Source organism: Calothrix sp. PCC 6303, assembly GCF_000317435.1.
Taxonomy (GTDB): domain Bacteria; phylum Cyanobacteriota; class Cyanobacteriia; order Cyanobacteriales; family Nostocaceae; genus PCC-6303.
Genome location: NC_019751.1, coordinates 4,845,944 through 4,868,709 on the forward strand (window position 1 = coordinate 4,845,944; position 22,766 = coordinate 4,868,709).

The following is a 22,766-nucleotide window of genomic DNA, read 5'->3' on the forward strand; positions in this document are numbered from 1 at the left end:
GCTAAATCATATTTTTCAATTCTTGATATATTTCCTGAGTCAAATTACTCACTTCCTCCCTTGCTGAATGACGACTTTCACTATATTTATTCCAGCGTTGGGTGACAGAAATTGGTTTGCCGACGCTGATGTGAGATTGTCGCCACCCTAGACGAGGGCGACCGGGAAGTGTATTATCTTTAAGCCGGGAAATCAGATCAAACATGAGTAATGTCATTTCTGCAAATCTTTCAAATGTTGGTTTTTCGGTGATGTAGTTGCCACTCACAGCAATGAAACTTTCCACTAATCGCATGTGTTTCATTCTTTGATCTGCTTCTATTGCTACCCAGTCGGCAAGCCCTTTAGTTAGGGGTGCTAGGGTGTTTAAGTCTGCTAAATCTTCCCGATAAATGTAACTCCACCCTACATCCTCTAAGCGGCGACAGCGATCGATGAGGGTTCCTTGAGGCGGGACAGAAAAATACTGTTCTGCTACTGTTAAAGCTTTATCTAAAAGGCGTTGTAGGCGTTTTATAAATTCTGTATTTGGCTCGAATTCAGAGTCAATTTCAATTGGTTCAAAGTTGATGTGATAGAAGCGTTGATAGAAATCTTCCATCTGTACAACTAGGTGTTCTGCTAATTTTAAAATTCGTTGATAGTATATTTCTTCTTTATTTTGATTAGTCAAATTATTGGATGAGATAGTAACTAAACCACTTTCTCGTTCCAATTTAGTTAACAACCAATCTAACTTTCTCCAAGGTGGTTTGGGATAACTATACTTGATGGTGATGGGGAGAATAAATACTTCTTCTGAACGGTTTTCCTTGATTAAATCTTCGATACACCAAAATGCTAATTGGGAAACACCAGGTTCTAATGGGCTAACTATACCACTATGACCGTTGGTTGCACCTTCGGGGGCGATACTTAGAGGCATGTTACTATTGGTAAATAATTGTCGAGCTACTTGTAAAGCACGTTTGTCAATTCTTTTACCACGACGAATTGGCATTCCCCCCAACTTGGAGAAGTACCAACCTAACCAATCACCTGCCCAGACTGTCATTCCTCTGTCGTAAATAAAGTGGCTGTGGGTGAGTTTTTGGAGGAAAATACTGTGTTGCTTGGCAGCTTTGGGAACAGCACGGGAAAGTAAGTAGAACATGCTGAGGGGGTCGTCAACTTCTGGATGACGAAATGCCATTAAAAAGCGAACTTTACCTGCTTGGAATTGTTGATAAAGTTTGACTAATTCTACAACATTCTCCGTCTCAAAGTTAGAGATTCCCGAAGGCAACCAGGGACGAAACCGAAAACGTAGAAGCAGGGGAAAAGCCAGTTTGGTAAGTTGGTGGATGAAAGGGTTGAATTTTGGGGGGAGGAATTTGAGGGGTGGTTGAGTGGAACGAATTTTTTCAGGCAATTTGAGTATCTCCAGAAATCATGCGAAGCTAGCGCGATTTAGGTGGTTCGCTTTTAGGGTTCTGTAGGAATATCGCTATCCTCTACCAGGATAGCGCAGGAGGATGAGAACCTCTGCCTATGCATGTCCCCTATCAACAACGAACAACTTCACACCGCAGCGAGTTGCCGCATCTGTTAAGTCGAGTATCAAGTACTGTTAACTGTTCACTGTTCCCCGATTTCAATTCCCAACCTTTGAAACACAAAAGCGTATTCAAATGCAAGTTCTTTTAAACTTTCGTAACGTCCGGATGCTCCCCCATGTCCTGCACCCATGTTAGTTTTGAGTAGAAGTATATTATTGTCAGTTTTGAGTTCACGCAGTTTCGCTGTCCACTTTGCAGGTTCCCAATATTTAACGCGGGGGTCGTTTAAACCTGCTGTAATTAAAAGGTGGGGATATGCTTTTGCTTCTACGTTGTCGTAGGGTGAGTAGGATTTGATGTAGTCGTAATAAATCTTGTCGTTGGGGTTGCCCCATTCTTCCCATTCAATTGCTGAGAGGGGAAGGGATGTATCAATAATGGTGCTGATAACATCGACGAAGGGGACATCTGCTACTACTGCTTGAAATAAATCGGGACGCATGTTAATAACTGCACCCATCAGTAAACCCCCTGCACTTCCTCCGGAGATTGCTAGGTTTTGGGGTGATGTCCAATTTTGTTCGATTAGATATTCAGCACAGGTAATAAAGTCGGTAAAAGTATTCTTTTTATTGAGGAATTTACCATTTTCATACCATTTTCTACCAATTTCACCCCCTCCGCGAATATGCGCGATCGCATAAACAATTCCCCGCTCAAGTAATGGTAAATTACTGGAAGAGAATGACACCGGATAAGGATATCCATAGGAACCATATCCTGTGAGAAATAACGGATTTATGCCATTTTTCTGTATATTTTGCTTATATACGATGGAAATTGGGATTTGACTCCCATCTTCCGCTGTAGCTGTCAACATTTCGCTTCTATATTGGGTTTTGTCATAACCACCTACCACTTCAGTTTCTTTTTTGAGTTCCCTTTCTTGGGTATCCATGTTGTAATCGAATACCGAAGCTGGGGTAATTAAGGAAGTGTAGGTAAATCTGAGAATGTTGGTATGAAATTCTGGGTTTGCACCTTCAAAGAAAGCATAGGTAGGTTCTGGAAACTGAATATCGTTTTCGACACCTGTAGTTATATTTTGAATTCTGGCACGAGGTAATCCAAATTTCCGCTCGTAAATTACCAAGTGATTTGCAAAAATACTAATTCCTGATAGCATGACATCTTCACGATGGGGAATGACTAATTGCCAATTCTCTTTAGCTGATTTACTTACCAAAGTCTTCATCAACTTAAAGTTAATTGCGTCTTCATTGGTAACTATATAAAAGCAATCCCCATGGTGATCTATTTCATATTCAATTCCATGTATTCTTGGATGGAAAAGTTTGAATGTTTCTTGGGGTTGATTTGCATCTAAGTAATACACTTCAGATGTAATTTGACTGCCACAATTGAGTAATATATAGGCATCACTTCGAGTTTTGCCGATTGATAAGAAGTAAGAATTGTCAGGTTCGTGATGAATTAATATGTCTGTCTCGGCAGAACTTCCTAATTGATGGCTTAAAATCTGGAAAGGGCGATTTGCATCATCGATTTTAGTATAGAAAACTGTTCGATTATCATTTGCCCAAGCAAAGGAATAATATGTATCAGGAATAGTTTCAGGATAGAATTTATGATCTACTAAATTAACGAAATAAAGTTGGTAACGTTCAGAACCATTGGTATCAACTGAATAGGCTAATATTTGATGGTTTGGACTAACTGCAAAAATACCTAAGCTGAAAAAGTCTTCACCTTCTGCTAATTGATTTTCATCAATCAATACTTCTTCCGGTGCATCCAAACTACCTTTCTTGCGACAATGAATTGCATAGGCTTTCCCTTCCTCAGTACGAGAATAATAGTAGTAATCATCTTTGCGAATGGGAACCGAAAGATCAGTTTCTTTGATGCGGGAAAGCATTTCCTCATAAAGCTGTGTTTGTAAAACTTCAGTTGGTTTCATGACTGCATTCGCGTAGTCATTTTCAGCTTCTAAATAAGCTGTAACTTCGGGGTTTTCAATATCACGCATCCAAAAGTAATTGTCGATGCGCTTATCTCCATGTAATTCGAGAATTTCTGGCTTTTTTTTGGCGATTGGAGAAATAAAGTTAGGATTGGGACTCATGGATAGAAATTAGACCGTTAATAGATTAAATGGAGAACTACAAATGCCAGATAATATTAATTAATAATGTTATCCTCCGACATATTAGCTATTAGTCAAAAGCTCATAAAATTATGACTTACGGAATCAACAAAATTTACATCATTGCAATGTAAAGTAGATCCAAAGGGACTTGCCGCAGACTCGCAATTTCCAAGTCTGCTTTTTAGTTCAGATTGCAAAATTCCTAAAAATTTCATTAAAATGCTTCAAAAGCTATTCTTAGTTAGTCCATATTTGTAATTTTCATGTAGTTGTAGGTTTTCCCTTTGTCTTCAAACGACACAAAGCAATTGCGGGAACGATTCCCAAAGTTAAAGCTGTTAAACCTTGTTCACCGTAGCCCAATATTTGGTCGCGGTAGATTGTGGGAAATAAATCATATGCTAGAGATAATAACCATACCAAAAGACTGATTACAAAAAAAGCAATCGACGGAAGAAAATTCCACCACCAAGCTTCAATAGTGTAGCGTCGAATAACTATCCATTGAGTAAATCCCATCCAAACGCCAGAAACTATATACGCGCCTGTACAAACTATACCAATAATCAGGATCTCCTTGGGCAAAAGATTTCTTTGTAAAGACTCCGCCAGTGAAGAAATATAATTAATCCAAGCAGTCGAAACCTGTGTAGCAATCAACCACCCGCAGCTAGTAGTTAGAATCCACAACCAACCAGAGACATATTTACGGAGAATAATTGCTTGATCTGCGGCAAAAATGACCGCGAATAGCCCCAAACTGGCATAACTACCCCAATTTGACCATAAATTTAGTAATTGTGGCGTAAATGTAGATAACAGCTTATCTGTCACCAATTTATCAAACACAATACTAACAACACCACCAACAACCCAACCCAGTGCCGTCATCACAGTGAATTGAATAAAGAATTTTCGTCGATGCGATCGCGGAATCAGATAAATGGTACATTCTGCGTTGATTGGATCATGGGATTCAGTTTGCATACAGATTTTCTGTTGTGAAGCAAGATAAATTTAATAAAATTAACTGATTAAATTGTGAGAATATTTTGACACATAATCGACTGCGTAAATATAACAAAGTCCCAGGGAAAATGGGAACCTGTATTCAGAACAACATCAACAAACAAGGCATTTGGGAACCTCAAAAAATCTCAATTAAGTTAAGAGATATTAAGCTAAACCCTGATATCTAGCCAATAATCTAGCCTGAATCACCTATTCCCTACCTCTGCCTGGTAAGCTTTAAATTGGCATAAAAAAGTAATATAGGATGTAGTATTAATGGGTATTTCCGCAAATGAGCCTCTTCTTTTACGGGCTGCTCGTGGTGAAGTTGTAGATCGTCCTCCCGTGTGGATGATGCGGCAGGCTGGACGATACATGAAAGCTTACCGTGATTTAAGGGAGAAATATCCTTCTTTCCGCGAACGTTCGGAAATTCCCGATGTCGCTATCGAAGTTTCTCTCCAACCTTGGAAAGCATTTCAACCCGATGGTGTCATCTTGTTTTCCGATATTGTCACACCATTCCCTGGTTTAGGGATTGACATGGATATTGCGGAAGGAAAAGGACCAATTATTCATGCACCTATCCGTACCCAAGCCCAAGTTGATAGTTTAATCCCTCTCAACCCCGAAGAGTCGCTACCATTTATCAAAACAATTTTGCAAGCTTTGCGACAAGAAGTTGGGAATAAATCAACCGTTTTAGGCTTCGTTGGTGCCCCTTGGACTTTAGCAGCTTATGTAGTTGAAGGCAAAGGTTCCAAAACCTATTCTGTAATTAAGAATATGGCATTCTCCGACCCCACAATATTACACCAACTCTTGACCAAATTCGCCGACGCGATCGCCACATACATCCGTTACCAAATTGACAGCGGCGCGCAAGTAGTACAGATGTTTGATTCATGGGCAGGGCAACTTAGTCCTCAAGACTACGACACATTTGCCCTACCATACCAAAAAATGGTATTTGACAAAGTAAAACAAACCCATCCCGACACCCCATTAATCTTATTAGTTAGTGGTAGCGCCGGTGTCTTAGAACGTATGGCAAAATCAGGAGCAGACATTGCTACAGTAGACTGGTCAGTAGACATGGCAGACGCGAGAATCCGCTTAGGCAAACAAATGAAAGTTCAAGGAAACTTAGATCCTGGAGTTTTATTTGGTTCAAAAGAATTCATCCGCGATCGCATATACGATACAGTACGCAAAGCCGGAGACACAGGACACATCCTCAACCTGGGACACGGAGTCTTACCACAAACCCCAGAAGAAAACGTAGCCTTCTTCTTTGAAACAGCCAAACAGCTAAAACTAGCCACAGTATAGTTTTTCCCAGAGAGAAGCTTTGCGGGAGATGCTTCTTCCGCAAACTCTCCTGCATTTCTCTCTCTTCTCTTTCTTCTCTCTCCTCTGCGGAACTCTGCGCTTAACTCCGCGTCACTCTGCGTTAAAACTCTTAAATTTATTCCTTTATGTCCAAAAAACGAATATTAATCACAGGCGCAAGTGGATGTGTTGGACATTACATTAGCGAACTACTCATCCAAGCAAACGAATATGAACTATTCTTACTAGTCAGAAACCCCGAAAAACTTAAAATTGACACAACCACCTCAAACCACACCACCATCATCCAAGGAGACATGCAATTAATAGGAGAACTATCAGATCTCCTAAAAACAATCGACATCGCAGTTTTAACAGCAACAGCATGGGGAGGAGACATCACCTTTGATGTCAACGTCACCAAAACCTTACAACTAATGAACTTGCTAGATCCAGAGCGCTGTCAACAGGTGATATACTTCTCCACAGCCAGCGTCTTAGATAGTAACAACCAACCCCTCAAAGAAGCAGGAGAAATTGGAACAGATTACATCCGCAGCAAATATCAGTGTTTACAGGATAAATCCAAAAGCGCGATCGCGTCTAAGATTACAACAGTATTTCCCACCCTGGTGATAGGTGGAGACAACAACAAACCCTACTCACCCGTAACCACAGGAATTACCGAAGTTACAAAATACGCAAATTTAATTAAGTTTCTCAAAGCAGACGGCAGTTTTCACTTCATTCATGCTAAAGATATTGCCACAGTAATTAAACACCTCATCGATCACCCTCCCCAAACTGGAGAATCACGTCAAATCGTCTTAGGACAAACTCAACTCACAGCAAACCAAGCTATCGAAGAACTTTGTCATTACCTAGGAAAAAAAATCAGTTTCCGTATCCCCCTATCCACATCCCTAGCTAACTTTATCATCGTCGTATTTCGCATCCAAATGGCAGCATGGGATAGATTCTGCATGAATTATCGCCATTTTACCTATCATCCCATCACCAATCCCACAAGCTTTAAACTACCAAACCATTGCGCGACAATGACTGATGTCTTGAGATTAAGCGGAGTCAAACCTGATACAACTCTCAATTCTTAGAGGATGTTTGAAAAGTACCTTCATCGTAGCGTGAAGGTACAAATAGTGAAGTACTCCGGCTTGCTTCGCTGAAGCCGGAGCTTCCTCAAAGCAACCATCATTGTTTCGCGTCTCATTCGTCGCAGCCTCCTTGTACAAGTACAGATTGGACTTACACAGCGTCTCTCGGTTTGCACCGTTTATCTCCTCAAGGGAGAACCCGCGCAGCCGCCCGCCTCCCGCAGGCAGTTTTATTTCTTTTTCGTACACCTCTGTGTGGCTTATTTTTTTTACCGCAGGGCGTAACCGATGCGAACCAGTGACCGAGGTCTTTCCCCCTTTCTCACGCTCTTAGACGAGGTCGCGCATACTACCGCTACTGTGACCGTTTGTTATGAGCCGTGTGGGTGGGTCAACAACCATTTATATAGTAGCATAAGTATGCCTATGTTGTGGACATGCCTATGAAAACAAAAGAAGTACATATTCGCATATCACAAAGGCGTTTCAATAAACTAAAAAACTATGCCGCGACGAAGGAAAAAACAGTGACTCAAATAATTGAAGACTATATTGACCGACTGCCAACATTGGAGATTGACAAAAACTCGACTACAGCCCTCTCTCAACAACCTGCGGTTGATATTGATTAGGGTGGGTCTCGTTTTTGTCCGCTATTCATCCCCACCCTGTAGAGGGATGGGGAATTCCGCGAAAGAGGTTAAAAATAAATATTTAGGAATTACCCATTAACGGAAAAAAACCAAGAAAGGGTAATTTATGAAAGCGTGAAACAACGTATTTACGTTGATACACAACATAGCTCTTTTGTACAGTGCGTAAGTCCTAATATTCTCTTATTTTTTTTCTTGATCTCTAAACTTGCGTAACTCATTCAAAAATGGTTTTCCATCTGTAGATACAGAATTCGTAGTTGCTTTTTCAGATTCTGGTTTGCCCGTTTCCTGCGTAAATACTTGTGTTTTTGAGGATTCCATTTCTGAGGATTGACTCAACGTCCGCATCCGTTGACGCAACTTATCAATGGGTTTTACTACTTCAGATGTAGTCTGCGAGTTAGTTTGTTGTACAGGCTTAATCTCTACAGGTTTGTTTGTACCTGGAACTGTAGAACTAGGAATCACAGGTTGTTGCAGCTGGTTAGAAACAGGTTTTAATGTTTCCGTGATATTTTTCAGAACAACTGGTTTTTGAACTGTATTATCCTCTGATTTTACAGGCGTTTGAGTTGCTGCATCACCAGACTTAGGAGAAATTCGGAAAGAGACATAAGTTGGTTTACCGTTGATTGCTGCAATCGGACTTTTTTGCAGATAACTAAGTACAGCATCTCTGACTTCTTTTGGTGGTTGAGAACCATCTGCAAGTTCGATAGCATCAACTTCACCCGCTTTATTCTTGATCACCATACCACCGTCCACAATCCCCGAAATCTTATTACTATCAGAAGTTAGAGTAATGGGAGCAGCAGTAACTAAATCTTTGTACTGTGTTTTAAACTTAGTAATTTGGTTGATTATACTATCACCAGTTTTGAGATTGCTGGCATAAGTGCCAGATAAAGAATTATTGACATTTGTTGGATTACTTACCACAGGATTGGCAGGTGTTCCACCATAAGTTTTAATCTCAGGATTATTAATTGATTCCAGTGGTGCAAATGCCTGCGTTCCATCAGGATTCGTCGCTACAGCGTTACCCGCTGGCTGTCCGTTATTCATATTAGCAAAGGGATCCTTCGCTAAGTTAACACCTTTACCTTCATCCTCACCCATCGGTTGAGTTTGTGCATTATTACCGGGTGTAAAAGTAGGAGAAATAGGTTGAGTCTGGGGAAAACTAATTTCTTGTCCAGGATTTACACCACGCATTTTATTGGGAGGTATAACTGGTTTTGAGTTGTTGAAGTTGATGTTGCTATAGTCTGGTGAAGAACTTGTACGTCTAGATGTTCTGGAATTGACAACTTTTCCTTGATTGGGCAAAGGATTAACTAAAAACCCTGTAGTTTGTTGGAACGGCTGCAAAGGTGGGGTAGTGGAAGAGACAAATGGGGCACCCGATGGTGGGCTAACAAAGGAATTGGAGCTATTGAGGGTAGTTGAACCAGTTGAATTGGGCATACCTGGAAGCCCGGTTTGTCCCGAAATTTGACCTTGGGCAGGTAAAGGTAGCAGTGCGTTGGGAGCACCTGGTTGTAGCGTTGCCACCTGCGGTATGCGGCTTTGCTCAAAAGGGGTTAACTCTGCCAAACCCAGTGGCTTAGTAATAGGTGCTTGTTTCGTTGACTTAGCAGAGTCCACAGGCATTAGCGGCAGCAATAGTGCGATCGCACCGTGAATTCCCAAGGATGCTATCGCCGCGATACCCGCTGGTTGACTAAGAATTTCCGGAACACTCTTGAGCACAGTAATATAAGACATAGGATTCAACTTTCACTCCACACAACGACAACGACTGAATTAACTGTTTTGCGATTTCAACTTAATATCTCAGTAATCTTAGTTAAAAATACATCACTACCTAAATCAATAATTCCTACCTAACACTTCAAAACCGGATATATAGTAGCTTTGCGTATATGCTTATTATTATCATCAAAAAATTATTATACATAAACTTATTGACAACTATTGACAAACTTTATTTTTTAATCATCTTTAATCCTATTATACTTCGAGACTGGTCAGTAAATTATAGATTTAAAACTCAAAGCTCGGTAAATTATAACTGGAACAAATAATAAATTTTTCAGTCCGCAAACAATTATCCTAATTCAACCAAACTCTTAAAATGCCACTACCTACTGTGATTGTACCTGGATATTTAGAAAGTGCAGCCGCCTATTATCCGCTGGAAAAATCACTTCAAGAATCAGGCTACCCAACACTAACAGTACCTCTAAAAAGACAAGATTGGTTTCCCACTCTTGGGGGTAGAGCCGTCACACCAATTATTCTACAAATTGATCGCACTGTAAAACATCTATTAAAAGAACATCATGCATCACAAATAAACTTGATCGGTCATTCTGCTGGGGGATGGATATCCCGCATATACATGGGGGAAACAGCTTATTCTGGTAGAGGAGAGAAAAACTCCACACTCTGGCAAGCACATCCCCAAATTAATACCCTAATTACCTTAGGAACTCCACATGTGAGCCAGGAACGCTGGACACGCTGGAATCTTGACTTTGTAAATCAAAACTATCCTGGAGCATTCTACACAAATACCCGCTACATTTGTGTTGCTGGCAAGACAATTTTTGGTAAAAGACAGCCAGGTAGTTGGTTAGCTTATAGTAGTTATCAACTTACATGTGGTATCGGTAATACTTGGGGAGATGGAATCACACCAATCGCTGCCGCACACTTAGAAGGTGCAGAAAATATCATCATTGAAGGGGTTAAGCACTCCCCTCGCAGTCCCGGAATTTGGTATGGTTCTCCAAATCAATTGGAAATTTGGAGAAAATATTTGGCATAGCTTTGTTAATAGCAACAGGGAACGGGAAACAGACAAAAGTGAAAAAAGCCCGGTGTTTTGTATCCCCAAAGTTGAGGGAAATTGAGAGCAAAAGCTGAATACTCCCCGTTCCCACCTTTGGCAAAATTAAAGATTTCATCAAATTAAACTACTTTTAGAGAAAAACAGGAGATAACTAAAAAGAGGTACATCTGTCGCCACTATTCCTGATTTTCCTATGACCTACTGCCTAAGAATTGCTGATATGGCGGAAAATGAACGTCCAAGAGAACGTTTATTAGCCCATGGAGCAAAAGTACTATCCACAGCCGAGTTAATTGCTATTTTACTAGGCACAGGTCAAGGTCCAGGAAAACTTTCGGCTGTCGGTTTAGGACAATATATCCTGCAAGAATTAGGAAAACATCAACAGGATGCTTTGGTAGTGATGCGTGATGTTAGTGCTGCTGAATTGATGCAAATTGATGGTGTCGGACCAGCCAAAGCGACCACAATCTTAGCTGCTGTGGAACTAGGTAAACGGACATTTCAATCACGTCCCGGTGAAAAAACAACCATTGATAGTCCTGCTTCTGCTGCTGCTGCCTTAAGTCAGGATTTGATGTGGCAAACCAAAGAATTATTCGCTGTTTTACTTCTAGACGTGAAAAACCGCTTATTGGGAACACAAATTATTACGATTGGGACTGCTACCGAAACTTTAGCACCACCTCGTGAAATCTTCCGGGAAGTCATTAAACAAAATGCCACCCGCTTGATTATTGCTCATAACCATCCTTCTGGAAATGTAGAACCAAGTTCCGCAGATATTGATTTAACTCGGCAACTATTGCAGGGGGCAAATTTCCTCGCAATTCCCTTACTGGATCACATTATTTTAGGTGATGGCAACTATCAGAGTTTGCGGGAAATTACAAATCTGTGGCAAGAATATCCCCAAGGAGATTAGAAATAGCTAGTACGTCGAGGCAGTGGGGTAAAGCCTCTTATTACTGGGGGTTTTCAGAGTTAAATAATGACCTGGTTATTTACGCCGTGCTGCGCTGCGCGTTTCTTGGATGCCCGAAAGGGCTATACAGCAAGCCCTAAGTATTAATTTACTTACTTTTCGTTTTTTAGAAGCGCTCACATCTATAACTTAATGCTAGAGATATACTACGTATACGCAAGCCATATATTTTGCAGAAAAAATTAAATTAATATATTGATATTGCCAAATTTATGTAGCTATTGTGATTTATCAGAGCATCATGGGCAATCTTAGGTTAGTTACCTGATTGATATTACTGTGCAGCCTCAATCTGCATCTCATTTTACATATCTGTAAATCAAAAAATTTCGGTAACTTCTAATCATCCGTCAATTTACAGCAAGCTATGTTAGCCATATTTTTAAATTGGCTAGAGAAAGTAGTTGCTAAGTAAGACATAGGTGGAATTTAGGACTTTTATCAGAAGCCTGGTAGAAGCTGATTGTTAACTTAAGTTAAGTAGGTGGGTAGGAAAAATAGTCGTTATGGGGAGTGAGTAGCGAATAGTGAGTATTGGTCAGGATTTTGAGTATAATTTACACTTTGTTACACAGTTGTGTTTATTTGTGCCGACTTACTGAGTAATCTGAATTTATTTAATTTAATATAAAGCGGAGAAATATATGTTGAAGGTTGTCATTGGTCATAGCGATGATCCAAGTTCTGAGGGAGCGATTGAAGATGTTTTAGATCAATGTCGTCAAACTCTTGGAGAAATAGAACCTAAAGCTGGGATATTACTTAATGCTATTGATTTTGATCATGCCGTTATTCTCAAAGAAATTGATCAGGCATTTCCTGGACTTGATTTAATTGGTTGTACCACAGATGGAGAGATGTCTTCAGTCTTAGGATTTCAACAAGATTCATTAATCTTGATGTTGTTTTGTTCAGATGATGTTGGGATTGAGGTTGGTATCGGGTATGAAGCTAGTAAAGACCCCATTGCAGCTGCTCACCAAGCTGTTGAGAAAGCAAATCCAAATCAGGATGTTCCCAAATTGTGTATTCTTCTGCCTGCCAGCTATATTACAGATGGGACAACAACTAATGGGGAATTAATTCTTCAAGGATTAAAACAAGCTTTAGGTGAGAAGGTACCAATTATTGGTGGTACTGCTGGGGATCAATATCGCTTTAAAAATACTTATCAATTCTTTGGTACAGAAATTCTAAACGATACATTACCCATTTTGGTTTTTTATGGAGATATTTTATTTTCCTATGGTACTGGTTGCGGTTGGGAGCCTTTAGGTTCTGCTGGTGTTATAACCAAATCTGAGGGGACTACACTGTATGAGATAGATGGGAAACCAGCACTGGAGTTTTATCAGCATTATTTAGGTAATCGTCCCCCGACTGCGGAAAATCCATTAGCAGTGTATGAGAGAGATAGCGATCGCACTGACTTACCAGAACGTTATTATATGCGAGTGCCCAACTTATGCGATCGCACAAACGGTAGCATCAAATTTTTGGGTAATGTTCCCGAACAATCAATGATCAAAATGACCAATATTAATCGGGATGAAATTATCGCAGCATCTAAAACTTCATTTCAAACTGCCTTAGAAAATTATCCAGGAACCGAACCAGAAATAGTTTTAATCTTTTCCTGCTGCTGTCGTCGTTGGCTTCTAGGTACAAGAGCAAAGCAAGAGTATCAATTAGTTAGAGAAACAGTTTCCCCAAATATACCGATTGCTGGGTTTTATACATATGGTGAATTTGCACCCTTAGAATCGGGTGGTGAAACCTACTACCATCAAGAAACATTTGTGACTTTGCTATTGGGAACAAAATAGATTTCCATGGAACCGATAGATTACGAGAGCAGAATTAAGGAATTAGAAAAAAGCGTCCGAATTCTCCAAAAAAAATTGGAACGTTCGGAAATAGATCGACAACAATTAGAAAATGCTAGTGATTTGAGGGAATCAGTCCTCAAAAGTGTAATTCGCAATTTGGAAGCATCTGAAGTTTCTCTAAAACAACGTACAGAGGAATTAGAAACGACACTAACTAATCTCAAATCTGTGCAGATGAAATTAATTGAGTCTGAGAAAATGTCTGCTCTCGGAGTCTTAGTTGCTGGAATTGCCCACGAAATTAATAATCCAGTTAGTTTTATATATGGAAACTTATTCCATGCTCATCGTTATTTTCAAGATTTAATTACACTTATAGATTTATATCAATATTATTATCCTGAACCAGCCTCGGAAATTAAAGCAAAAATTGAAAAAATTGAACTATCTTTTCTCAAGGAAGATCTAGAGAAACTATTTAAGTCAATGAGTATGGGAGCAAATAGAATAGAAAAAATCGTTAAGTCACTACGGACTTTTTCTCGATTAGATGAAGCCGAACTTAAAAAAATCGATATTCATGAAGGAATTGACAGTACATTAGTTATTTTGAATAGTCGTCTAAAATTTATCCCAGAGTCTTCCAGGCAAATTGAAGTAATTCGGAATTACGGCAAATTACCTCTGATTAATTGTTATGCTGGTCAGCTTAATCAAGTATTTATGAATATTATTGCTAACGCAATTGATGCATTAGAAGAAATGCTGGAAACAACACAGACAAACATTAATTTAAAATCTAGATTACCGACTATTGAAATTATTACTGAGACTATTAATGATGATTGGGTTGTGGTTAGAATTAGAGATAATGGTTTAGGAATGAGCGAAAAAGTGCGCTCTAAATTATTCAATCCCTTCTTCACAACTAAAGACATTGGCAAAGGAACAGGCTTGGGTTTATCTATTAGTTATCAACATGTTGTGGAACTTCATGCGGGAAAGCTTGAATGTAATTCTACCCTGGGAAATGGATCTGAGTTTGTGATTTCTATCCCCTCGAAAAAAAGCTAAATAATTATCGATACTTATCTTAGTCACCGAAGAGGCAGAGGGGAAGGGGATAGGCTGTTGACTTTTCCCATCTGCGCGGAGCGTATCACTTCGTGGAAGCAAGCTACGGGCAGAGTCTCGAATAGAAGCAAAGCATGGGTAGGAGAGCTACGCCCTTGTAGGGCGCTCTAAAAGAATGCGTGAAGTTCTGCGTCTCAGTCTTCCCCCTTGCTCCATGCTCTCTTGCTTCTTTTGACCACGACTAATTCCAGGTACAATTATTTGATTTGGGAATAATTACTTTACCGATTCTACTTCCAATTATTTTCAGCTTGTTGTAAGACATAGGTGGACACAGCTTGAATTTCTTCAACTGTGAGACGGTCTTGATATGCTGACATATTATTTTTACCATTAGCAACGATTACTGATATGGCATCCACAGAATCCATATTATTTTTTCGTAATACCTTGAGTTTTAGATTTTTACCGCGCCGAATAATGTTACCACCGTTTATATGGCACCCTGCACAGTTGCTCTCAAATATTTTTGCCCCATTTGAGTTTAAGGTATCGGCTGTTACAGGCTGAACAACCGTAAATAACACCATAAACAGTATTAAAATCAATACTTGTGAGAGTTTTTTCAAGTTGTTTCTCCGAATTAAAATGATTACTTTGTTTATTTTTTAAAATCTATACCTTTTGGCAGATGTTTAAAGATTTTATATTCTTTCTCTACATCTGAAGACATAAATATTTTTAAGCTGACGATCTTTCTACCTTTCGATGTAATACATTTTATCTTCATTGAGTCATCATGAGTTCATAGGATATAGTAACTTGAAGTAGATTCAATATGGCTAACAATATCAAAGAGCAAATAAAAACTGACCTTCAGCAAGTAAAAGAAACCGGGCAATTACGGATTGAAAGAATTCGGGAAATCGTCAGATTAGCGGTTTCTGGAGTTATATCTGAACTAAAACAAGGCTCAAACGATGCTCGCTGGATCGTTAACGATGCAGTGACAGCAGTAACTGAAACTCTCCAAGAGCGTGGCGAAGAATTTAAGGAAGAAGTAACAGCTTCGATTGAAGGAGCTTTAGAAGCCGTTAATAGTAAGCGTCATGAAAATATTGCCAAAACTCAGGCTGAAGTCAAACAACTTCAATCTAAGTTAGACACAGAAGAAGCGAATATAAATCAGGAAGTAGATGAAATTTTAAGAGAAATTCAAGAAAAAGGACAAACAAAATCATCACAAGCTAAGGTCGCAATTGACTCAGCAGTGGAAAGCATCAAAAATAGTGAAGAATTCGCCCTACTACAGAAACGCTATGCCCAATTACAATCTCAGTTAGCAATAGCTAAAGCAAATCTCAGCGCACGTTATGGTGGACGCACAGAAGAGATTAACGGCTATTTGGAAGATGCAAAACAATGGTATAACAAAACCCTTCCCCAACCGGAAGTAATTGTAGAACAAGTGAAAGAAAAGCACTTACAACTTGATGAAAAATTAGCGGAAGCTGGAAGCGCTTTAGCACGGAAAGAACGCCAGATTAAACATTTGCTTCGAGATTTGTTATTGAGCGCAAGTAATATGTTTAAAGATAAAGAAGCAGATAATCAAGTTGTTGATAAAGAGCGTGAAGTAGTTCGTAAGTAAGGTAACTAACGAAGGGAACATCTCACTTTTTGAATCAATGCCCTGGAAGGGTATCGTTATACAGACAAAGCTTGCCACTCAAAGAGAAGCCCCTATCGCTTTCACGACGGCTGAGGCTTCACCAACGCTACGCGTTGGTGAAGCCTGCGCTTTGCGCTTACGTCGTTCCTCCAACCTTGGGTTCGCAAGCTACGCAATGACAATTGGACATTTTTTTACTTGGAATACTCCTAAACCAGAAGTGTTAGAATTTCACTACATTTGTGTGGGGAAAGCACCAGGTTGAACTGCTAAACTTACGCTTTGCCCGTTACGACGCAGCTCTACACTTAAGTTCTTACCGATTTGGCTATCTTCCACTATTTTTTGTAAGGCATTCGGATCACTCACTTGTTGTCCATTCAACTTAGAAATTACGTCACCAGCTTTAATTCCGGCTTTAGCAGCAGGGGAATTGGGAACAACTTTAGCCACCAAAACGCCTTTATCTTCAGTGATATTGAAACCACTATTAGGATCAGAGTTGATATTTTGCTTTAATTCTGGAGTTAATCCCACCATTTGGATTCCCAGATAGGGATGTTCAACTTTACCAGTGGAAATTAATTGAGATGCAATCCGTTGAGCGGTATTAATGGGGATGGCAAAACCGATACCTTGGGCACCTTGAATAATTGCAGTATTCATCCCGATTACCTCACCACTGGCATTTAGCAAAGGTCCTCCAGAATTACCAGGATTAATTGCGGCATCAGTTTGAATATAATTAACCCGCTTATCAGGGGCACCAATTTGGTTGCTGCTACGTCCAGTTGCACTGATAATTCCAGTAGTTACGGTATTATCTAAACCGAGGGGATTACCAATAGCGATCGCCCACTCACCAGGTTCTAATCGATCAGAATTACCCAAGCTCATCGCAGGTAAATTATTTGCCTGAATTTTGATCACAGCAACATCAGTTAATGCGTCCTTGCCCATTACTTTACCCTGGAAACTGCGTCCATCCTTGAGGGTGACACGGACAGTATCTGCACCATCAACAACGTGGGCATTTGTGAGGATTTCCCCACTACTACCATCAGCTTTGATGATGAAACCAGAACCAGTTCCTTGTTCTACACGTCTTCTTGACGGTAATTGAGACTGGGAACCAAAGAAGCGTTGGAAAAATGGATCACTAAATTCGCTAGATGCTCGTCTATTAACGGTTCGGGAAGCATCAATTCTAACTACTGCCGAACCAACATTTTTAACTACATTAGTGACATAGTTGGAATCACTTGGAGCAACTAGGGGTGCAGCTTTGGCAGAACCAACGGCAATATTGGCAATTTGCTGTTGATTTTGAGCTATGTAACCACCTGCAAAGGTCATCCCAGAACCCACTAATAGTAGCGATAGATTCATCGCTTTTTTCCGCCAGGGTTTGGGCTGTTGTGAAGAATTTTTAGATAAATTATCGTGACTATCTTTGTTTAACATTTGCAATAAACTGGTATTTCTATAGTTATCTTCAGTTTAGACAGTGGTTGTGGAGATATTGTTGCAATTACATGGCATCTGTGTGAATAAACCTTGGTGGTGAAAAGAAGCAAGGGGGCAGGGAGTAGGGGGAGTAGGGGAGTAGGGGAGTAGGGGAGTAGGGGAGTAGGGGAGTAGGGGAGTAGGGGAGTAGGGGGAGTAGGGGAGCAGGGGGAGTAGGGGAGTAGGGGGAGCAGGGGGAGCAGGGGGAGTAAGGGGGAGCAGGGGAGAGAAGTTCTCTCAGATTCCGCATTCTTTTAGAGCGTCCTGCAAGGGTGGGCTTGTCTAGGAAAGGCAAACGGGACTTGTGTGTATACCGTAGCTGCCTTTTCGTTGAAAGCAAACTATAAGGCTTTTCTATTTTTATAGTTACTCGAATTTATTCAAAATCTGGTGCTGTTACAGAAATTGAAACCAAAAAATATAGCTACTATTGGACAAAATTAGGTCTCACAGCTTGGGTATGCTCCAATTTTGCTGCCAAATCTGTCCAATTTTCTTGTTCAATCAAATCCTTTAATTCGTCTAAATTGTGACGATAGACTTCTAGTGACTTCAATAAAGCTTCTCGGTTGTATTTTGCCATCATCACCCCTAGTTCTGGATTTCCACCACCAACACGGCTGGTATCTCTAAAGCCAGAACTGGCGAGATTTTGAGCTAATTTTAATACTTGTGGTTCCGCTTCATCCGTACAGGCAGCAATTAGGGAAGAGCTTACCATGACTGGTAAATGGGAAATCCAACTGACGGCGCGATCGTGTTCTTGGGGAGTACAGTGGTAAATAGTAGCACTAAGTTCTTTGAGCAACTCTTCCAATAAAACTACGGCAGAATTGGGGGTGGTTGGGGTTGGTGTCAATACATAGGGTTTTTGGACAAATAGGTTACTTAATGCTGCTTCTACGCCACTATCAGCAGTTCCAGCCATGGGATGTCCCCCAACAAAGTTGTGCCACAGGGGGCTAATGGCTTCAACAATTGGTGTTTTGACAGAACCAACGTCAGTGACAATAGTATTTGCAGGTAAAACCGTGATTAGCTGCTGCATTGTGGGAATAATAAGTCCGATAGGTGTACAAATAAAAACCACTTCAGCAGTAGCAAGGAGGCTTAAGTCTGTAGAGGCTTGATCTACACAACCGAGGGTGACAGCTTTTTGACAGGTTGATTCTCGACGACTAACACCGACAACGGTATGATGATGCGATCGCATATCCAAACCAAGGGAACCACCAATTAATCCCAACCCTACAATTCCGATTTTCATTAGTTCTATCTATAACTATTAGCTTCTTAATAACAATATTATTTCTACGTTCATGACCAACTCTGCAAGTTATCAACACAAGAGGTATTGCGAATGAAGGTGGAGGAATTCCTCGAAAAATATGCTGCCGGGGTGCGTCATTTTAGCGGTATTGACCTTTCAGAAAGCAATCTCAGTGGTGCCAAACTCGACGATATCAATCTGAGTCAAGCCAACTTAAACGTGGTTAATCTCAGCGGTGCTAGCCTGATTTCTGCCAATTTAATGTTTGCTAAGTTGAATGTCGCCAGACTCAGTGGTGTCCATCTTACCAATGCCAATCTAAAGGGTGCTAGCCTAAATGTCACAAATTTGGTTCGGGCTGATTTAAGTCATGCTGAACTTTCCAAAGCTTCCCTAGTTCGCTCGGAGTTGATTCGTGCTAACCTCAGTCGCGCTACTTTAATTGCTGCCAATCTCAAAAATGCCGATTTGCGAGAAGCAACACTGCGTCAAGCAAATCTCCGTCAAGCGAATTTGAGTGAGGTAAATTTAAAAGGCAGTTTGTTAACTGGGGCTAATCTAGAACAAGCGAATCTGAGCAAAACTGATCTTTCTCGCACCGATTTAAGTGGTGCCAATCTCCGCGATACTGAACTCAAACAATCAAATCTCAGTCGGGCAAACCTGAGTGGGGCAAATTTAGCTGGGGCAAATCTTCGCTGGGCAAATTTAACTGGAGCAAATCTTCGCTGGGCTGATTTAACTGGAGCAAAATTAAGCGGTGCTGATCTAACTGGGGCAAATCTTAGTAATGCCAACCTCAGTAATTGTACTTTGGTTCATGCAAATTTGCATCAAGCTAGATTAATCAAAACCGAATGGGTTGGTGCAGATTTAAGTGGGGCAAGCTTAACTGGAGCAAAGTTATATGGTACTTCTCGATTTGGCTTAAAGGCAGATGGTATTACTTGTGAATGGTTGGATCTTAGTCCGATGGGTGACTCTTCAATTATCAAGTATTTCACCTCTCAAGACTCGCGGGAATTCTTTAACGAAACACCCCCAAATATCCGTATTATCGTTGATAGACCGTTAGATCATGAAGCGAATTATGCTATGGCAGCAGCTTATTTTCAGATTTCTCAACAATATCGGCTACTCAAACAACCTCCCAGTACAGAAATTGGTAGAAGACGAACAGTTTTAACTTTTCGCATTGACAGTGATGAAGGATTATTACCAACCGCTTGTGGTACTCTTTTACCTTTTGAAGATGCACCTAATATTCGGAAAAATTTGCGTACTGCTGTGGAAATGCTCAAAAGTGAAGATACCTGTAATGACGGTAGCATTCCCTTTTTTCGGATTCAAAAATTTAGCCAACTTCTCGATGAAGCTTTAAACAGAATCGATGAAATCAGACAAATCGATAAGATTCTCGAGTTACCTAGTCGCATGGCTTTTTTCCAAGCACCAACCCAAATAATATTGACTAATTCTAGCGCTCAAGAGCTAATTATTCACGATCATCCCAACTTTGGTAAAAAACTAAGTAATCGTTCTGAGGATGAAATTAACACATACAATGAGTTGCAAGAGATTGAGTCAATACCATTTTCGGTAAGTGAAGTCATTGGCTTTATTAAGGGTTTTCACTATTAGCAAATTAACCTTTGATAAATTCTTGAGCTTGTTTGAACAAAAATTCCAATTCTTCTCGACTATTTGCCTTGAGGGAAAGTTTGCTACCGTCAGCTTTTTCTAGGTTAATTTCTAGGGGTTGATTGCCGAAGCGATCGCTTAAGAACCCAAATAGCTTTTTAATGTTCTCTGGATTCACTTCTGCCATCAATAAACCGGTTAGAAAGCTGGCAAATGCTCTACTTCCCACGGGGACTGCTGAACCTGTCATCCTACCAACTGTTTTCACTGTCGCAAAATCAGCAATTCCGGCTTGTAGTTCCTCTATTTGCTGTTCTCGCTGTTGATCTGCTAAATCTGGATCTGTAAAAGCAAGTGTTAGTTTTACTGAAGATGTATCAATCATTGTTCTGACTCAGGTAAATTCCTGAATTTTAAGATGTACACTTATTTACATCAGTTCCATACCGTTGCTTTCCGGAAAACGAAAAAGAGCCACTGCGTCGGTTGGGTTGCCGACTTGTAGCATGTGGCATGGTTTTAGAGGGATCTACGACGATTTTGATTTTGTAACAAAGATGTTTAAACAATTAGTCTTTTTAACTCTTCAATTTTCTCCTGTGTCAGCCTATATATTTCTGGTTGAGATTTACCAACAATATGACCTTGAATATAACTAACGCCTAATTTTTTTAGCAAACGTAAGCTGACTGGTGAATTTTCATCAATTCCTTCAACTATGACACTTGCAGGATTCAGATTATTAACTCCAACCATTTCATGGACAAACTTAATAATGACATGACAAGGTTCGTGATGTAGAATTTCGCGGTCAATTTTGACATGGGACGGATTTAATCCTGCTAACCGCGATACTGACGCATAACCAACGCCAAAATCATCGATAGCAAACCGAATATTCAGCTTTTGGACATATTGAACTAAACATTTTTTAAATGAGCTTAGGGGGTTATCCAGACGTATTCCATTTTCAAATTGAGGTAGTTCTGATTTCTCTGATATTTCCAGGATTAAATTTCGTGGTGCGATCGCATCTTCCTGGATGAGTTGATTCAACGTCTCAAAATACTCTTTTCTGATCAGAGTTTCCGGGTAGACATTTACTGATAAAGGTACGATATCATTTGGTCGGCGTTGTCTTTGATCTCTTGCTTGACGGTAACTTTGGACAGCAGTTATCAAAAAATATTGATCCAATTTGAGAATATAATTTGAACCCCATAGTTCGGCAGCTTTAAATAGTTCAGAAGGAGAACTAAGGCTTTCTGGATTTCTGGCTAAAGCTTCCCAACCACTTATAAATATGTCATCACGACCTAAATGCAAAACTGGTTCAAAATAAATTACCATTTGCTGTAAGCGTTGGCAAAATAGTTTGAGCCTGCGTTCATATAAAGATGAAGAAACAAATCCAAAACTCTGTTTTAATTCGTCTATAATTGCCGCTTCAATTAACAATGGTTCTAATATTTTATTTTGGATTGCCTGATAAAAGCTGGAAATTATCTTGCCGTAGATATCTGTATAAAAATAACTATTGTTTGGTAAGCCAAAAATCAGCATCACTTCAGGATTAGGTAGCTGTTTAACTGGCAATATAACTATATTATTTGGTGAAATATTTTCTAACTGTTGATGGCGAATGTAATTACCACAGTAAGCTGGATTGAACACAGAATTTAAAGCCAAGTCTGGAATTAGCTTAGATACTAGTTCCTCAATGGATAAATTTTTGTCCAAATCTAATGTAGAGTCACATTTACTAAACAAATGCCAGTTATTATGCTCATCGCAACTGAGAACGCAGACAAATTCTGCATTCGATATATGTCGAATCGTTTCTAATATATTCTTTGATTGATTTGAATGATTATCTACTAAGTCAAGATCCTTCATCAGCTGTTGAATAAAAGGCTCGTAAGATTCGAGCGAATTATGTAAATAGCTGTTTTTTTGCTGCGTTAGATTATTTTGAGAAAAATCCTCGGTTATTTCTAAGCTAATTGCAGAAGGATTTATTTGATTTTCAGGTTTTTGAGGTGTTGGAAATTGATTCATAACTGGTGATAGAGCCAGTTCAATTGTATACCATTTATCAATTTTTAGATAA

The 22,766-nt window shown here is 39.9% G+C and carries 19 protein-coding genes; 10 read left to right on the plus strand and 9 right to left on the minus strand.

The window, feature by feature from the left end:
• Window position 1: 1 nt before the first annotated feature.
• The 3 genes from CAL6303_RS19735 to CAL6303_RS19745 all read right to left on the minus strand — a co-directional run bounded on the left by CAL6303_RS19735 (window position 2) and on the right by CAL6303_RS19745 (window position 4,695).
• Window positions 2-1,411 (minus strand): 1-acyl-sn-glycerol-3-phosphate acyltransferase, encoded by a 1,410-nt coding sequence (locus tag CAL6303_RS19735; protein ID WP_015199600.1) that lies wholly within the window; start codon window positions 1,409-1,411, stop codon window positions 2-4.
• Window positions 1,412-1,617: 206 nt separating this feature from the next.
• Complete coding sequence (locus CAL6303_RS19740; RefSeq protein ID WP_015199601.1) at window positions 1,618-3,684, minus strand: S9 family peptidase; 2,067 nt, start codon at window positions 3,682-3,684, stop codon at window positions 1,618-1,620.
• 285 nt (window positions 3,685-3,969) lie between these two features.
• Window positions 3,970-4,695: a hypothetical protein gene (locus CAL6303_RS19745; protein WP_015199602.1), complete on the minus strand. Its 726-nt coding sequence runs from the start codon at window positions 4,693-4,695 to the stop codon at window positions 3,970-3,972.
• A gap of 300 nt (window positions 4,696-4,995) precedes the next feature.
• On the opposite strand from CAL6303_RS19745, the gene hemE reads away from it, so the two are divergent.
• The 3 genes from hemE (at window position 4,996) to CAL6303_RS19760 (ending at window position 7,798) form a co-directional block, all read left to right on the plus strand.
• The gene (hemE, locus tag CAL6303_RS19750) at window positions 4,996-6,051 is read left to right on the plus strand and encodes a uroporphyrinogen decarboxylase (RefSeq protein ID WP_015199603.1); all 1,056 of its coding nucleotides are present in this window, start codon (window positions 4,996-4,998) and stop codon (window positions 6,049-6,051) included.
• A 146-nt stretch (window positions 6,052-6,197) separates the two neighbouring features.
• On the plus strand, window positions 6,198-7,166 hold the full coding sequence (locus CAL6303_RS19755; protein WP_015199604.1) for an NAD-dependent epimerase/dehydratase family protein: 969 nt from the start codon (window positions 6,198-6,200) through the stop codon (window positions 7,164-7,166).
• Window positions 7,167-7,609: 443 nt separating this feature from the next.
• Window positions 7,610-7,798 (plus strand): hypothetical protein, encoded by a 189-nt coding sequence (locus CAL6303_RS19760; protein ID WP_015199605.1) that lies wholly within the window; start codon window positions 7,610-7,612, stop codon window positions 7,796-7,798.
• Window positions 7,799-8,002: 204 nt separating this feature from the next.
• Here CAL6303_RS19760 and CAL6303_RS19765 read toward each other — a convergent pair whose 3' ends face one another.
• Entirely contained in the window at window positions 8,003-9,589 is a 1,587-nt protein-coding gene (locus CAL6303_RS19765) for a hypothetical protein (RefSeq protein ID WP_015199606.1), read from the minus strand.
• A 370-nt stretch (window positions 9,590-9,959) separates the two neighbouring features.
• Here CAL6303_RS19765 and CAL6303_RS19770 point away from each other — a divergent pair, with 370 nt between their 5' ends.
• The 4 genes from CAL6303_RS19770 to CAL6303_RS19785 all read left to right on the plus strand — a co-directional run bounded on the left by CAL6303_RS19770 (window position 9,960) and on the right by CAL6303_RS19785 (window position 14,567).
• On the plus strand, window positions 9,960-10,655 hold the full coding sequence (locus tag CAL6303_RS19770; protein ID WP_015199607.1) for an esterase/lipase family protein: 696 nt from the start codon (window positions 9,960-9,962) through the stop codon (window positions 10,653-10,655).
• A gap of 217 nt (window positions 10,656-10,872) precedes the next feature.
• The gene (radC, locus tag CAL6303_RS19775; protein WP_015199608.1) at window positions 10,873-11,604 is read left to right on the plus strand and encodes a RadC family protein; all 732 of its coding nucleotides are present in this window, start codon (window positions 10,873-10,875) and stop codon (window positions 11,602-11,604) included.
• A 704-nt stretch (window positions 11,605-12,308) separates the two neighbouring features.
• The gene (locus tag CAL6303_RS19780) at window positions 12,309-13,490 is read left to right on the plus strand and encodes an FIST signal transduction protein (protein ID WP_015199609.1); all 1,182 of its coding nucleotides are present in this window, start codon (window positions 12,309-12,311) and stop codon (window positions 13,488-13,490) included.
• A 6-nt stretch (window positions 13,491-13,496) separates the two neighbouring features.
• Window positions 13,497-14,567 (plus strand): sensor histidine kinase, encoded by a 1,071-nt coding sequence (locus tag CAL6303_RS19785; protein WP_015199610.1) that lies wholly within the window; start codon window positions 13,497-13,499, stop codon window positions 14,565-14,567.
• Window positions 14,568-14,857: 290 nt separating this feature from the next.
• Here CAL6303_RS19785 and CAL6303_RS19790 read toward each other — a convergent pair whose 3' ends face one another.
• The gene (locus CAL6303_RS19790; protein ID WP_051036708.1) at window positions 14,858-15,157 is read right to left on the minus strand and encodes a c-type cytochrome; all 300 of its coding nucleotides are present in this window, start codon (window positions 15,155-15,157) and stop codon (window positions 14,858-14,860) included.
• A gap of 248 nt (window positions 15,158-15,405) precedes the next feature.
• Between CAL6303_RS19790 and CAL6303_RS19795 the strand changes: the two genes are divergently transcribed.
• Together CAL6303_RS19795 and CAL6303_RS30450 are read left to right on the plus strand one after the other, a co-directional pair.
• Window positions 15,406-16,218 carry a hypothetical protein gene (locus CAL6303_RS19795; RefSeq protein WP_015199612.1) on the plus strand — a complete coding sequence of 271 codons (813 nt, stop codon included), beginning with the start codon at window positions 15,406-15,408 and terminating at the stop codon, window positions 16,216-16,218.
• A 37-nt stretch (window positions 16,219-16,255) separates the two neighbouring features.
• On the plus strand, window positions 16,256-16,504 hold the full coding sequence (locus CAL6303_RS30450; RefSeq protein WP_015199613.1) for a hypothetical protein: 249 nt from the start codon (window positions 16,256-16,258) through the stop codon (window positions 16,502-16,504).
• Here the strand turns inward: CAL6303_RS30450 and CAL6303_RS19805 are convergent.
• Together CAL6303_RS19805 and CAL6303_RS19815 are read right to left on the minus strand one after the other, a co-directional pair.
• Window positions 16,474-17,703 (minus strand): HhoA/HhoB/HtrA family serine endopeptidase, encoded by a 1,230-nt coding sequence (locus tag CAL6303_RS19805; RefSeq protein WP_015199614.1) that lies wholly within the window; start codon window positions 17,701-17,703, stop codon window positions 16,474-16,476. The two genes, CAL6303_RS30450 and CAL6303_RS19805, sit on opposite strands and share 31 nt — an antisense overlap.
• A gap of 469 nt (window positions 17,704-18,172) precedes the next feature.
• Window positions 18,173-19,012, minus strand: coding sequence for a prephenate/arogenate dehydrogenase (locus CAL6303_RS19815; protein WP_015199615.1), 840 nt, complete (start codon window positions 19,010-19,012; stop codon window positions 18,173-18,175).
• 93 nt (window positions 19,013-19,105) lie between these two features.
• Here CAL6303_RS19815 and CAL6303_RS19820 point away from each other — a divergent pair, with 93 nt between their 5' ends.
• The gene (locus CAL6303_RS19820; RefSeq protein WP_015199616.1) at window positions 19,106-20,656 is read left to right on the plus strand and encodes a pentapeptide repeat-containing protein; all 1,551 of its coding nucleotides are present in this window, start codon (window positions 19,106-19,108) and stop codon (window positions 20,654-20,656) included.
• A gap of 4 nt (window positions 20,657-20,660) precedes the next feature.
• On the opposite strand, the gene CAL6303_RS19825 is transcribed toward CAL6303_RS19820, so the two are convergent.
• The gene (locus CAL6303_RS19825; protein ID WP_015199617.1) at window positions 20,661-21,041 is read right to left on the minus strand and encodes a hypothetical protein; all 381 of its coding nucleotides are present in this window, start codon (window positions 21,039-21,041) and stop codon (window positions 20,661-20,663) included.
• A gap of 176 nt (window positions 21,042-21,217) precedes the next feature.
• A complete protein-coding gene (locus CAL6303_RS19830) occupies window positions 21,218-22,714 on the minus strand; it encodes an EAL domain-containing protein (RefSeq protein WP_015199618.1) in 1,497 nt (498 codons plus the stop codon).
• Window positions 22,715-22,766: the final 52 nt, after the last annotated feature.

Bases quoted from the DNA above. Each gene is read 5' to 3' on its own strand.
- CAL6303_RS19740 (WP_015199601.1), bottom strand. From the start codon at position 3,684: ATGAGTCCCAATCCTAACTTTATTTCTCCAATCGCCAAAAAAAAGCCA.
- CAL6303_RS19745 (WP_015199602.1), bottom strand. From the start codon at position 4,695: ATGCAAACTGAATCCCATGATCCAATCAACGCAGAATGTACCATTTAT.
- hemE (WP_015199603.1), top strand. From the start codon at position 4,996: ATGGGTATTTCCGCAAATGAGCCTCTTCTTTTACGGGCTGCTCGTGGT.
- CAL6303_RS19755 (WP_015199604.1), top strand. From the start codon at position 6,198: ATGTCCAAAAAACGAATATTAATCACAGGCGCAAGTGGATGTGTTGGA.
- CAL6303_RS19760 (WP_015199605.1), top strand. From the start codon at position 7,610: ATGAAAACAAAAGAAGTACATATTCGCATATCACAAAGGCGTTTCAAT.
- CAL6303_RS19765 (WP_015199606.1), bottom strand. From the start codon at position 9,589: ATGTCTTATATTACTGTGCTCAAGAGTGTTCCGGAAATTCTTAGTCAA.
- CAL6303_RS19770 (WP_015199607.1), top strand. From the start codon at position 9,960: ATGCCACTACCTACTGTGATTGTACCTGGATATTTAGAAAGTGCAGCC.
- radC (WP_015199608.1), top strand. From the start codon at position 10,873: ATGACCTACTGCCTAAGAATTGCTGATATGGCGGAAAATGAACGTCCA.
- CAL6303_RS19780 (WP_015199609.1), top strand. From the start codon at position 12,309: ATGTTGAAGGTTGTCATTGGTCATAGCGATGATCCAAGTTCTGAGGGA.
- CAL6303_RS19785 (WP_015199610.1), top strand. From the start codon at position 13,497: ATGGAACCGATAGATTACGAGAGCAGAATTAAGGAATTAGAAAAAAGC.
- CAL6303_RS19790 (WP_051036708.1), bottom strand. From the start codon at position 15,157: ATGGTGTTATTTACGGTTGTTCAGCCTGTAACAGCCGATACCTTAAAC.
- CAL6303_RS19795 (WP_015199612.1), top strand. From the start codon at position 15,406: ATGGCTAACAATATCAAAGAGCAAATAAAAACTGACCTTCAGCAAGTA.
- CAL6303_RS30450 (WP_015199613.1), top strand. From the start codon at position 16,256: ATGCCCTGGAAGGGTATCGTTATACAGACAAAGCTTGCCACTCAAAGA.
- CAL6303_RS19805 (WP_015199614.1), bottom strand. From the start codon at position 17,703: ATGTTAAACAAAGATAGTCACGATAATTTATCTAAAAATTCTTCACAA.
- CAL6303_RS19815 (WP_015199615.1), bottom strand. From the start codon at position 19,012: ATGAAAATCGGAATTGTAGGGTTGGGATTAATTGGTGGTTCCCTTGGT.
- CAL6303_RS19820 (WP_015199616.1), top strand. From the start codon at position 19,106: ATGAAGGTGGAGGAATTCCTCGAAAAATATGCTGCCGGGGTGCGTCAT.
- CAL6303_RS19825 (WP_015199617.1), bottom strand. From the start codon at position 21,041: ATGATTGATACATCTTCAGTAAAACTAACACTTGCTTTTACAGATCCA.
- CAL6303_RS19830 (WP_015199618.1), bottom strand. From the start codon at position 22,714: ATGAATCAATTTCCAACACCTCAAAAACCTGAAAATCAAATAAATCCT.